The organism is Tepidibacter mesophilus, from assembly GCF_002724055.1.
Lineage (GTDB): Bacteria > Bacillota > Clostridia > Peptostreptococcales > Peptostreptococcaceae > Tepidibacter_A > Tepidibacter_A mesophilus.
The window spans coordinates 15627-29111 of record NZ_BDQY01000032.1 but is presented as its reverse complement, the minus strand read 5'-3'; the positions used below and the strand labels follow the sequence as shown (position 1 = coordinate 29111).

Annotated in this window: 8 protein-coding genes, 2 other RNA genes and 4 other annotated features; of the genes, 2 read left to right on the top strand and 8 right to left on the bottom strand. The window is 29.6% G+C overall.

The window, feature by feature from the left end; all coding sequences use genetic code 11:
- Window positions 1-192: 192 nt before the first annotated feature.
- The 8 genes from ssrA to argB all read right to left on the bottom strand — a co-directional run bounded on the left by ssrA (window position 193) and on the right by argB (window position 9439).
- Window positions 193-541: a transfer-messenger RNA gene (gene ssrA / locus Tmeso_RS14685) on the bottom strand.
- Between the two features lie 26 nt (window positions 542-567).
- Window positions 568-916: RNase P RNA component class A (rnpB, locus tag Tmeso_RS14680), an RNA gene on the bottom strand.
- Between the two features lie 85 nt (window positions 917-1001).
- On the bottom strand, window positions 1002-1961 hold the full coding sequence (locus Tmeso_RS14675) for a tRNA dihydrouridine synthase (RefSeq protein WP_099192515.1): 960 nt from the start codon (window positions 1959-1961) through the stop codon (window positions 1002-1004).
- A 132-nt stretch (window positions 1962-2093) separates the two neighbouring features.
- Complete coding sequence (carB, locus tag Tmeso_RS14670) at window positions 2094-5282, bottom strand: carbamoyl-phosphate synthase (glutamine-hydrolyzing) large subunit (RefSeq protein ID WP_099192503.1); 3189 nt, start codon at window positions 5280-5282, stop codon at window positions 2094-2096.
- Window positions 5282-6352: a glutamine-hydrolyzing carbamoyl-phosphate synthase small subunit gene (gene carA / locus Tmeso_RS14665; protein WP_099192502.1), complete on the bottom strand. Its 1071-nt coding sequence runs from the start codon at window positions 6350-6352 to the stop codon at window positions 5282-5284. The genes carB and carA overlap by 1 nt, the downstream gene beginning before the upstream one ends.
- A gap of 19 nt (window positions 6353-6371) precedes the next feature.
- Entirely contained in the window at window positions 6372-7544 is a 1173-nt protein-coding gene (locus Tmeso_RS14660; protein ID WP_099192501.1) for an aspartate aminotransferase family protein, read from the bottom strand.
- Between the two features lie 22 nt (window positions 7545-7566).
- Complete coding sequence (gene argF / locus Tmeso_RS14655; RefSeq protein WP_099192500.1) at window positions 7567-8565, bottom strand: ornithine carbamoyltransferase; 999 nt, start codon at window positions 8563-8565, stop codon at window positions 7567-7569.
- Complete coding sequence (argB, locus tag Tmeso_RS14650; protein ID WP_242967949.1) at window positions 8555-9439, bottom strand: acetylglutamate kinase; 885 nt, start codon at window positions 9437-9439, stop codon at window positions 8555-8557. Before argB ends, argF begins: the two co-directional genes overlap by 11 nt.
- Before the next feature lie 226 nt (window positions 9440-9665).
- Window positions 9666-9878, bottom strand: a binding site (T-box leader).
- Window positions 9879-9919: 41 nt separating this feature from the next.
- Window positions 9920-10263, bottom strand: a binding site (T-box leader).
- 400 nt (window positions 10264-10663) lie between these two features.
- Window positions 10664-10879: a binding site (T-box leader), on the top strand.
- Window positions 10880-10925: 46 nt separating this feature from the next.
- Window positions 10926-11148 (top strand) — a binding site (T-box leader).
- Window positions 11149-11203: 55 nt separating this feature from the next.
- On the opposite strand from argB, the gene argC reads away from it, so the two are divergent.
- Together argC and argJ are read left to right on the top strand one after the other, a co-directional pair.
- On the top strand, window positions 11204-12241 hold the full coding sequence (gene argC / locus Tmeso_RS14645; RefSeq protein ID WP_099192499.1) for an N-acetyl-gamma-glutamyl-phosphate reductase: 1038 nt from the start codon (window positions 11204-11206) through the stop codon (window positions 12239-12241).
- A gap of 28 nt (window positions 12242-12269) precedes the next feature.
- Entirely contained in the window at window positions 12270-13484 is a 1215-nt protein-coding gene (gene argJ, locus Tmeso_RS14640) for a bifunctional ornithine acetyltransferase/N-acetylglutamate synthase (protein ID WP_099192498.1), read from the top strand.
- Window position 13485: the final 1 nt, after the last annotated feature.

Below are 13485 nucleotides of genomic sequence, written 5' to 3'. Positions count from 1 at the left end.
TTAGTATTTACAATGCAGCAATAAAAGGTGAACCTATCAATAAAATTTTTGATACTCTGAAAATTGCATAGGAATCCCTTTGGTTATATAACTGTAAAAAATTTCAAATAAAACTGCACTATTATAGTGCTAAATTATATTAACCATTAAAAAATCCACGTCCAACCTATAATAGATTGTCGTGGATTTAACTGGTGGAGACGAGGGGAGTTGAACCCCTGTCCGAAAGTTTTTTCCCTAAAGCTTCTACGAGTGTAGCTGCTAATTTTTATATCATCTTTTTTAACGCCTAACAGCAAGCTTTAAAAAGACTAGTCTTAATTATTCCATCTTCAGTCAAGACATCCTAAAGATAGTTCCCCGCTTAAATGGCGCTCTACTTAAGATTGCGGGTAATCTTAGTAGAACGAGCAGCATTAATTAAGCTGCTAGTGCGTAATTATCGTTTGCGTTTATATTTAGGTACTGATTTTTACGTGAATCAGTAAAACACGACTCGCTACTTTAAGTTCCAAACCCCCGTCGAGACCATTACGCCCCCGAGGTTATTATTTTAATATTTAAAATATAATGAGTAAATCTATAAGCCGAGTTCTGTATTAAATAGCCATCTATCTAGGCCTACTGTTGCCAGTAGGCTCAAGCGACCTACCAACAGAACGAGAGCGAGCAGCCCTCTATTTATGTTCCTACTTGGTCTTGCTCCAGGTGGGGTTTACATAGCCAGTTAGTCACCTAGCTGCTGGTGAGCTCTTACCTCACCTTTCCATCCTTACCACAAATAATTGTGGCGGTTTATTTCTGTTGCACTATCCTTAGAGTCACCTCCACTGGGTATTACCCAGCACCCTGCTCTATGGAGCTCGGACTTTCCTCGTCTACCTATAAAGGCATCCGCGACTATCTGACTTACTCATTATTTAGTTTTTCTGTCGATAAATCATATGATATCACCTTACCATACGAGAAGCAACTGTAAATTTATGTAACTAAATTTAATGTTAATTATTAAACGACCCTGCCCCTTCTATGATTTCCTGCTCCATAAATAAGCTTGCAACGGCTTTTTTATAATCAATTAACTTTTGTGACTTCTTTATTTTTTCAGCATATTTTTTATTATTTGAAAATATATAAATCATATATCCCCATAATTCTTTCATTTTAAATATTGCATTTCTATCTTCATTAAATAATTCTATATATTTATTTAAAATTTCATCATGAAAATCTTTTAATACTTCTTTATCTATAAAAATATTATTTTTTATCTCATTAATTAATCCTGGATTGGCTAGTATACCTCTTCCAAGCATTACTGTTTTTACTTTTGGAAAAGCTTTTATCAATTTATTATGATCATCAACAGTGAAAATATCACCATTATAACACACTGGATTGGTGCTTAAAGATAATGCATCTTTAAATACTTCTAAATTAGGTTTATTTCCATAAAAATCTTTTTGTGTTCTAGGGTGAATAATTAATTCTTCTATAGGATATTTATTATAAATTTTTATTAACTCGTAGAATTCCTCTGGACTATTCTTTCCTATTCTAGTTTTTATAGAAATTTTCATATCATCCATTTTAAATATTTCATCTAAAAATATATTAAGTTCTTCTCTTTTTGCCAGAAATCCCGAACCCCTATTTTTTGAAACAACTGTTCCAACAGGACATCCTAAATTTAAATTAACTTCGTTATAACCTAATTGTTGTAATTTGGCACATAGATTAATAAATCCTTTTGAATCATTAGTAATTATTTGAGGTACTATATTCATACCTTCGTTATTTTCAGGCAAAACATCTCTTAATTCTTTAGTTTTAAGACTTTTACTTTCATTGGTAGCAATAAAAGGTGTAAAATATTTATCAATATTATCAAAAATCTTTTCATAAGAATTTCTATATATATATCCCGTAATTCCTTCCATTGGTGCTAAATAATATTTCATTTCTTAACTCCTCGTATAAATATTCTAAAAACATTATATCAACCTTCTTTCTTCTTATCTACTTATAATATTAATTAATATAAAAAACGACAATATTTACATAAATATCGTCGTTTGTAGCACTCTTCCTAACTAAACAAAATAATTATCTAAAGAAACATACTCAATTGCTTCATCATTTTTCTTTATATTGATAGCTTTTATAAATAAATTAGCTGTATCTACAGATGTAAATATTGGTATTCTTCTTTCTGTTGCTTTTCTTCTAAGCTTAAAACCTTCACTTTCAAGACTATTCCCAATTGTAGGAGTATTTATAACTATATTTATCTCTCCTTTTAATATAAGGTTATTTAATTTATCTACATCTACTTGTTCACATGAAATTTCATTATTATTTAAAAACTCACTAGTTCCCTTTGAAGCATATAATTTAAATCCAAGCTTATCATATTTTTTTATAATTTCAAGTGCTTCTTTTTTATTAATATCACTTAATGATACATATATTCCTCCGTTAGTTGGAATATCTATATTTACTGCTCTAAACCCTTTATATACAGCTTTATCTAAATTTTTATCTACCCCTAATACCTCTCCTGTTGATTTCATTTCTGGACTTAAATATACATCAACATTTGCTAACTTTTCACTAGAAAAAACAGGTATTTTTACTGCATATAATTGTTTATTTTCTAAAAGTCCAGTTCCATATCCTAGTTCTTTTAGCTTACTTCCAAGCATAGATTCAACTGCTAATTTAACCATAGGAATTTGTGTTACCTTACTTAGTATTGGTACTGTTCTTGAAGCTCTTGGATTTACTTCTATAACATATACTTCTTTTCCATCATATACATACTGAATATTAACAAGTCCCACTATTTTAAGTTCTTTAACTATTTTTTTAGTGTAAGTAACTAGCTTGTCTATAGTCTCTTTACCTAAAGTCACAGTAGGATATACAGTTATACTATCACCCGAGTGTACTCCTGTTTTTTCAATATGCTCCATTATCCCAGGTATTAATATATCTTCTCCATCAGATATTGCATCTACTTCTATCTCAGTTCCCTTTACATATTTATCTATTAATACTGTATGCTCCTTACTTAAACTTACAGCTTCATTCATATAATTTTCAAGTGTTTTATCATCATAAACCACCTGCATAGCACGTCCCCCTATAACATATGAAGGTCTAACTATTACAGGATATTTTAATTTATTTGCTGTATTAAAAGCATCGCCTAAGTTAGTTACTGCATATCCTTTAGGAGTTGGAATACTTAGATTTTTTAATATATTACTTAACTTTCCTCTATCTTCTGCTAAATCTATAGATTCAAATGAGGTTCCAAGTATATTCACCCCTTTTTCAGATAATTGTTTAGTTAAGTTTATAGATGTCTGTCCTCCAAATTGAACTATAACTCCATCTGGCTTTTCTTTGTTTATAACATTCATTACATCATCTATATATAAAGGTTCAAAATATAGTTTATCTGATGTATCAAAATCAGTACTTACAGTTTCAGGATTATTATTTATAATTATAGATTCATATCCTTTTTCTTTTATTGACCAAACTCCATGAACGCAGCAGTAATCAAATTCTATACCCTGGCCTATTCTTATCGGTCCTGAACCTAGCACTATTATCTTTTTATTATTAGATACTTCATTTTCATCTTCTTTATCATAACAAGAATAATAGTATGGAGTAGTTGATTCAAATTCACCACTACAGGTATCTACCATTTTATATACTGGATATATACTGTTATCTTTTCTGATTTTCTTTAAAGTTTCAAAATCAATTCCTGATATTCCACAGATTTCCTCATCTGTAAATCCCATGGCCTGAGCATCATAAATTATATTTTCATCTATAGTTTCTTGTTTTAGTTTATTTTCTATTTCAACTATATTATTAATTCCATATAAGAAAAACTTATCTATTTTGGTTAATTCAAAAATAGATTCTATATCTATTCCTAGTCTTAATGCTTGAGCTATAGCAAATATTCTCTCATCATCACTCATTTTTATCTTTTCAATCACCTGATCTTTATTCATAGTAATAATGTGAGGTATTCTAAGTCCTGTAAACTTTTCTTCAAGACAGCTTACTGCTTTTAATAAAGTATTCTCAAAACTTCTACTTATCGCCATAACTTCTCCAGTTGCTTTCATTTGAGTTCCAAGTTTTTTATCAGCTTTATTAAATTTATCAAATGGCAATTTAGGTATTTTAACTACTACATAATCAAGACTTGGTTCAAAGAATGCACTAGAATTTTTTGTTGCGTAATTTTTAAGTTCATCAAGACTGTATCCTATTGCAATTTTAGCTGCTATTTTTGCTATTGGATAACCTGCGGCTTTTGATGCTAAAGCACTTGATCTACTTACTCTAGGATTTACCTCTATTACTATATATTTAGAGCTTTCTGGATCTAATGCAAACTGCACATTGCATCCACCCTCTATTTTTAAACTTCTTATTATATCTATAGAAGCTGTTCTTAACATTTGATATTCTTTATCTCTTAGTGTTTGAGATGGGGCTATAACTATGCTATCTCCTGTATGAACACCTACTGGGTCTATATTTTCCATATTACATATAATAATACAGTTATCTTTTTTATCTCTTATTACTTCATACTCTATTTCCTTCCACCCAGCTACACTTTGTTCTAATAGTATTTGATTTATTGGACTACTTTTCAATCCATTTTGACAAGTATTAATTAGTTCTTCATAATCATTAGCAATACCACCACCAGTTCCACCAAGTGTGTATGCTGGTCTTATTATTACAGGAAATCCGTATTTTTTAACAAATTCTTCACATTCTTTAATATTATTAGCTATTATACTCATAGGAACTGGCTGATTTATATCTATCATTAGCTTTTTAAATTCTTCTCTATCTTCTGCTTTTTTTATAGTATCACTATCTGTTCCTAAAAATCTTACATTATATTTATCAAGTATTCCTTTTTCCTGTAACTGCATTGCAAGATTAAGAGCAGTTTGACCTCCAAATCCTGCTAATATTCCATCTGGCTTTTCTTTTTGAATTATATTTTCTAAGCTTTCTATATTAAGAGGCTCTATATATACCTTATCAGCTATATCCATATCAGTCATTATAGTTGCAGGATTAGAGTTAACAAGAACTGTTTTTATTCCTTCTTCCTTTATTGCCTTACAAGCCTGAGTCCCTGAATAGTCAAATTCTGCTGCTTGACCTATAACTATAGGTCCCGAACCTATGATAATTACTTTTTTTATACTTTTATCTAATCCCATTATTTATCCCCTCCTAATACCGATATAAATTGATCAAATATATATGCAGAATCCTGTGGTCCAGGAGAACCTTCTGGATGGTACTGAACTGAGAATACTGAAAGATTTTTATGTTTCATTCCTTCTATAGTATTATCATTTAAATTTATATGAGTTACTATCATATCTTTATCTTCTATACTATTTTTGTCTACTGCATATCCGTGGTTTTGAGATGTTATATATGATTTATCTTTTTCTATATCATATACACCATGATTTCCTCCTCTATGTCCATACTTCATTTTATAAGTATTGCCACCAACTGCTAGTGCTATTATTTGATGCCCTAAGCATATTCCTAGTGTAGGTATATTTTTTATCAATTCTTTAGCAGTTTCTATTGCTTCTTTAACCTCTTTAGGATCTCCAGGTCCATTACTTAAAAGTACTCCATCTGGATTTATACTCATTATATTTTCAAAAGATGCATTATATGGAAATATAGTTACATCACAGCCTCTTTGCTTTAAGTTATTTATTATATTTTGTTTTACTCCAAAATCAACTACAGCAACCTTATAACCTTCTCCTTTTATATTAATAATTTCTTTAGTACTTACCTTTTTCATCCAATCATCTTTAATTTCAGTATTATTTAAAATTTCTTTTATCTCATAAATTGATAAGTTTTCACTAGATATTACGCACTTTAAAACTCCAGAGTTTCTTATCTTTTTAGTTATACTTCTTGTATCAACTCCATAAATACCTACTATATCCATAATTTTAAGCATCTCATCAATACTTTTTTCACTCATATAATTTGAAGGATTGTTCGAAATATTTTTTACAATAAATCCTTTTGCATGTATTTTTAATGATTCGTTCTCAATATTATTAACTCCATAATTACCTATTAAAGGATATGTCATATTTATTATTTGACCTGCATAAGAAGGATCAGTTAGTATCTCCTGATACCCAGTCATAGAAGTATTAAAAACAAGTTCTCCAACAGTAGTACCTATTTTTCCAAAAGCCTTTCCTTCATATATACTTCCATCTTCTAAATATAAAATAGCATCCATTTTATCACCCCACTTAATATTAATTACATAATTCGCCCAAAGCTTCATCTAATATATCTACAAATTTATCTATATCTTTCTTAGAAACATTTAAAGGAGGTAGTATTCTTACTACATTTTCACCTGCACCTACTAACAAAAGTCCTTTTTCAAAACACTTACTAATTAACTTACTTTTATCAATACCTAATTTTATTCCAAGCATTAATCCCATTCCTTGGATTTTGTCTACAGCTTTATATTTTTCCTTTAATATTGAAAGATTATTGATAATATACTCACTTTTTTCATCTACTTTATCTAATACACCATTATCCACTAATTCATTTAGTACTGCTAATGATACTGAACATCCTAGAGGATTTCCACCAAAAGTACTTCCATGATCTCCAGGAGTAAATGCATCAGCTGCTTTTTGAGTTGCAAGTACAGCTCCAATTGGAAAACCTCCACCCAATCCCTTAGCCATACATATAACATCCGGTATTACTTCAAATTTTTTATATGCAAATAAACTTCCTGTTCTACCTATTCCACACTGTATTTCATCAAATATTAAAAGAGCATTATACTTTTTACATAAATTCTTCACTTCTTTTAAAAAATCTATTTCAGAAGGTACTATACCCCCTTCTCCTTGAATAGGTTCAATTATAACTGCACAGGTATTTTCATCTATTTTATTTTTTAAATCATCTATATAATTAAACTTACTACTCTTTACTCCACTCATAAGAGGCATAAAATCTTTTTGATATTTTTCCTGTCCTGTTATAGCAAGAGCTCCCATTGTTCTTCCATGAAAAGAATTTTCCATAAATATTATTTTATTCTTTTTACTCGTTCCATTATTTATTCCATATTTTCTAGCTAGCTTAATAGCTGCTTCTACTGCTTCTGTTCCACTGTTGCAGAAAAATACTTTATCATGATCGCTATAATCACATAGTTTTTTTGCAAGTTCTAATTGTTTTGTATTCCAATATAAATTTGAGATGTGAATAAGGTTGTTACTTTGATTATTTAAAGCGTTTATTATAGATGGATGAGAATGCCCTAAACAGTTTACTGCAACCCCTGAAACAAAATCTATATATTCTTTTCCATTTATATCATAAACCTTACTACCTAATCCTTTTTCAAAGGTTACATCAACTCTTGAGTAAGTATTCATTAGATTGTTTTTATTCATTTCTTAAGCCCCCATATCTTATTTAAATATTTCCTATAGTTGCAACCATTACAGCTTTAATAGTATGCATTCTATTTTCAGCTTCGTCAAATACAACTGAATGTTTTGATCTAAATACTTCATCTGTAACTTCCATTTCTTTCAATCCAAACTTTTCATATATTTCGTTACCAACCTTCGTATTTAAGTCATGAAATGCTGGTAAACAGTGCATAAATATCACATCTTTATTTTCAGTTTTCTTAATCATGTCCATATTAACTTGATACGGCTTTAATAGTTTGATTCTTTCTTCAAATTGATCTTCTTCCCCCATAGATACCCAGACATCTGTATATATTACATCTGCATATTTGACTTCACTTATATCCTCTGTAAGAGTAATACTTCCCCCTGTGTCCTTTGCAACTTCTTTCATTTCATTAACTAACTCTTCACATGCCCATAATTCTTTTGGTGCAAGAGCTACAAAGTCCATTCCCATTTTAACTGCACCTATTAGTAAAGAATTTCCCATATTGTTTCTAGCATCTCCAACATAAACGAATTTAACTTTATTAAGTGGTTTATTTACATGTTCCTTAATTGTTAAAAAATCAGCTAATATCTGAGTTGGATGATACATATCAGTAAGTCCATTCCATACTGGAACACCAGCATTTTGGGCTAAAATCTCAACTGATTCTTGTTTGAATCCTCTAAACTCTATACCATCATAAAATCTTCCTAAAACTTTAGCAGTATCTTCTATTGATTCTTTTTTACCCATTTGACTATCATTAGCTCCTAAAAAAGTAACATGACCTCCTTCATCAAATGCTGCAACTTCAAATGAGCATCTAGTTCTAGTAGAAGTTTTTTCAAATAGTAATACTATATTTTTCCCCTCTAGCAAATTTCCTTTTATTCCTGATCTTTTCTTAGATTTTAAATCCTCCGCTAAATTCAAAAGATATTTCATTTCATTTTGTGTAAAATCCTTTAATGTTAAAAAATTTTTTCCCTTTAAATTAATTGGCATCTTTATTTCCCCCTTCTATCATTGTTCCCATTCCTTCGTTTGTAAATATTTCTAATAATAGACTGTGTTCTCGTCTTCCGTCTATAAGGTGAATATTTTTAGTTCCTTTTCCAATAGCATCTATACAGCACTCAAGCTTAGGAATCATCCCCCCTTTAATTATTCCTGATTTTATATACTCTTTTATTTTTTCTGTATTTATACTTGATATAAAAGTTGATTCATCATTTAAATCTTTATATATTCCTTTTACGTCAGTTAAAAGAATTAGCTTTTCAGCTTTTAAGCAAGAGCTTATTGAAGATGCTGCATAGTCTGCATTAACGTTATATATATTTCCTTCTAAATCACATCCAATAGGAGATATTACTGGTAAGTGATTATTTTCAATTAAATCTATTAATAATTTTTTATTAATACTTACAACTTCTCCAACATAACCAATGTCTATTTTTTTATTATTCTTAGATATATATTTTTTCTTTGCTTTGATTAAATTTGAATCTCTTCCACTGATTCCAACAGCACTAATACCGTGAATACATAACTTTGAAGCTATTTCCTTATTTATTTTTGATGATAAAATCATTTCAACTAATTCCACAGTTTCTTTATCTGTAACTCTTAGTCCATCTATAAAATTACTTTTAACGTCTAGCTTATTTAAAAATTTAGATATATAAGGTCCTCCACCATGTACGATTATCACATTAATTCCAACAAGATTCATTAAAGCCACATCTTCTATGAATGCTTTTTTAGAATTTTCATTTTTCATTATGCTTCCTCCGTATTTTATTACGAAGGTTTTACCTTTAAATTTTTTAATATAAGGCAGTGCCTCCATCAGCAAGGCTGCTTTTTGTTCATTCAATTTTTATCTCCCCCTTCTCATTTTCGCAATATTCTGTGTTTTAAAATTACATTAAGTCAATAAAAAAATTCGTCTAGTCGCTACGCACTGACTCATATCGCCAACGATCCCTACGGGCCCCGTTGCTCAAAAATAGTTGTAAGTTTAGCTCTTTCATCAATGTCATCCACAACTTGAAAATAATATAATTTCTTAATAAATAAAAGAACTCTCGTCTCTTAATCAATTAAGAGACGAGAGTTACCCCGTGTTACCACTCTTGTTGACATAAAAATATATGTCCACTCGTATGATTATAACGTAATCACCGTATTTTCCTACTATTATTTCAGAAAATCTCCTCTAGGACTCTCTTCAATACAGTTATGTTACTAGACTCACACCTACTCTAGCTCGCTGAAACAATCACCATATCTACTCTTCCTTTCACAGGATTCTATTATTTTTTTGTATATAAAAAAAGCTCTCATCTCTTAAAATCTAAGAGACGAGAACTTACCCGCGTTACCACTCTTGTTAACATAAAGCGAGACTTAATTCATATGAAGTTTTATTCCATATGAATTTTTAGTCAAGCTAATCCAGAAGCTGTTAAGTTCTTAATTCCAACCTTAAGAGGGTGTATTTTTAGAACTTTTAGCTTTCAGATAAAGTTTCACTTTATATTCACTCAATTGATTTTAACGGGATCACCGTATTTTCATACTATTATTTCAGAAAATCTCCTCTAGGACTCTCTTCAATACAGTTATGTTACTAGACTCACACCTACTCTAGCTCGCTGAAACAATCACCATACCTACTCTTCCTTTCACAGGATTTAATATTTATATATATAGTTCAATTTCGAATTATTTTTAAAATCAATTATAATTTCTTATTTTAGATTTGTCAACATTTAATTCTGAATATTAATTTTTTCGCTAATGTTGTTGAAATAGATTATATATATTTTATAAACAATAGTCAACATGAATTTTTTTCAAGAATTTTTTTAATAATATTATATAAAAAAATTTATTTTTATAGTTGACATTAGAATAAAAAGTATCTATAATGAATTTCAACGCAACATCAATTTAATTTCAAACAAAAATTCGTCTATTCGCTACTACGCGCTGACTCATGTCGCCAACGAGTCCTACGGGCTCCGTTGCTCAAAAATAGTTGCAAATTTAGTTTTTTAATCAATGTTATTTCTATATTTAAAATTATATAATTTATCTAAATCTTATGAAGTGGAGAGTAAGTATAATAATTGTTTCAGCGAGTTGGAGTTGGTGCGAGTCCAATAACGTAGTTATACCCAAAAGAGCCACGGAGGATGTTTTCTGAAATAGAAGTAGGAAAATACGGTCCCACCGTTAATGGGCAATGAGTGGATATGATTTTTTCATATCAATTAGAGTGGTAACACGGGAATATTCTCTCGTCTCTTTGTATTTAAGAGGCGAGAGTTTTTTATATTTAAAATTATATAATTTATTTAAATCCTATGAAGTGGAGATTAAGTATAATGATTGTTTCAGCGAGTTGGAGTTGGTGTGAGTCCAGCAGCATAGTTATACCCAAAAGAGCCATGGAGGATATTTTCTGAACTAATAGTAGGAAAATGCGGACCCACCGTTAACGGGCAATGAGTGGATATGAATATTTATATATTTATATCAATTAGAGTGGTAACACGGGAATATTCTCTCGTCTCTTTGTATTTAAGAGATGAGAGTTTTTTATACAAAAAATTCAAATAAAGAAGGTGATATTGTGATAAAAGCAGGTGTAATAGGCTCAACAGGATATGCTGGACAGCAGTTAGTTTGGTTTTTAAATAATCATTCTGATGTCAAAATTAATTTTTTATCTTCTCACAGCTATAGTGGTGTTTCTTTTTCTGAAATATATGGAAACTATAGTAAAAGCATAGAATCTATATGTGTAGATATAAAAGAAGCAGAAAATAAACTTAGTGAAATAGATATTCTTTTTATTGCTTTACCTCATGGTAAATCATTTAATTTAGTAAAAAAAGCTTTAAGTTTAGGAGTAAAAGTTATAGATTTAGGAGCAGATTTTAGGTTAAAAGATCCTAACGTTTATAAAAAGTGGTATGAACTAGATCACCAAGCTATTAATTTATTACCTAAATCTGTATATGGTTTACCTGAACTAAACAGAAATATCATAAAAGAATCTAATTTAATAGCAAATCCTGGATGTTATCCGACTGCAAGTATACTAGCTTTAACTCCTCTTTTAAAATTTAATATTATTGATTCATCTTCAATAATTATAGATGCTAAATCAGGAGTATCAGGTGCAGGTAGATCTTTAAATACATCCGTTCTTTATGGAGAATGTAATGAGTCAATAAAGGCTTATTCTGTATCATCACACAGACATACTCCTGAAATAGAACAGGTTTTATCCAATGCAAATGATAAGGATATTTCTTTATTATTTACTCCTCATTTAGTTCCAATGAATAGAGGAATACTAGCAACATGTTACGGTAATTTAGTAAAAGATATTTCTCAAGAAGAATTATATGAAATATACAGCTCGTTTTATAAAAATGAATCCTTCGTAAGAATAATTGAAGAAATTCCAGAAACAAAATGGGTTAAAGGCTCTAATATATGTGATATTGCTATAAGAGTTGATGAAAGAACAAAAAAAGTAATAATAATATCAGCAATAGATAATCTAATAAAAGGAGCTGCAGGACAAGCAGTTCAAAATATGAACATTATTTTTAATTTAGATGAAAATAAAGGATTAGATTTACTGTCAATGTTTCCATAGATTAAAAAATAAAGAAAGGGTGATTTAATTGAAAATATTAGAAAATAAAACGATTACAGATGTTCCTTATTTTAAAGCTATAGGTATACACTCTGGAGTAAAAAGAAAAAGAAAAGATTTATGTATTATATATAGTGAAAAAGAAGCAGTTGCTGCAGGTACTTTTACTCAAAATAAATTCGCAGCAGCTCCTGTTATCGTAAGTAAAAATCATATAAAATCTGATAATACACAAGCAATAGTTATTAATAGCGGAAATGCTAATGCTTGTACTGGTGATGAAGGAGTAGATAATGCATACTCAATGGCTAAAACAACTGCTGATTGTTTAGGATTATCAGCAAAAGAAGTATTAGTAGCCTCTACTGGTATAATAGGACTTCCACTTCCTATGGATATTATTACTCCTGGAATTAAAGATGCATGTACTCAAATTTCATGTACTGGAGGAGATTCAGCAGCTGAATCTATAATGACTACTGATACTTTCACTAAAACATTAACTGTAGAATTGAATATAGATAGTGAAAAAATATTAATAAGTGGTATAGCTAAAGGTTCTGGAATGATTCATCCTAATATGGCTACTATGTTAAGTTTTATTGTAAGTAATGTAAATATATCTAAAGATATGCTATCAATTGCATTAAAAGAAAGTGTAGATGATTCATATAATATGATTTCTGTTGATGGAGATACTAGTACTAACGATATGGTTATAGCCATGGCAAATAAAACTGCTAACAACTCTATTATAGATTCAAAAGATGATAATTTTATAAAATTCAAAAAAGCTTTAGATTTTCTAAATAAAGAGCTTGCTAAGATGATAGCAAAAGACGGAGAAGGTGCTACAAAACTTATAGAAGTTTCTTTAAATAATGCTAAGACTCTAAAAGATGCCAAATTATGTGCCAAAACTGTAATATCTTCTAGTTTAGTAAAATCAGCATTTTTCGGAGAAGATGCCAATTGGGGAAGAATAGTATGTTCTTTAGGTTATTCTAATGCAGAATTTTCTCCAGAAAAATTAGATGTGTTTTTTCAAAATGAGGTAGGAACTATGCAGCTTTTCAAAGATGGAAAAGGGATTTCTTTTGATGAAGAATTAGCAAAAAATATATTAAGTAAAGAACATATAAATATAATTATAAACTTAAAAGATGGCGAATATTGTGCAACTGCTTGGGGATGCGATTTGAGTTTTGATTATGTGAAAATTAATGCTTCTTATAGATCATAAT

Coding starts and splice junctions, on each gene's coding strand:
- Tmeso_RS14675 (WP_099192515.1), bottom strand. CDS start 1,961: ATGAAATATTATTTAGCACCAATGGAAGGAATTACGGGATATATATAT.
- carB (WP_099192503.1), bottom strand. CDS start 5,282: ATGGGATTAGATAAAAGTATAAAAAAAGTAATTATCATAGGTTCGGGA.
- carA (WP_099192502.1), bottom strand. CDS start 6,352: ATGGATGCTATTTTATATTTAGAAGATGGAAGTATATATGAAGGAAAG.
- Tmeso_RS14660 (WP_099192501.1), bottom strand. CDS start 7,544: ATGAATAAAAACAATCTAATGAATACTTACTCAAGAGTTGATGTAACC.
- argF (WP_099192500.1), bottom strand. CDS start 8,565: ATGCCAATTAATTTAAAGGGAAAAAATTTTTTAACATTAAAGGATTTT.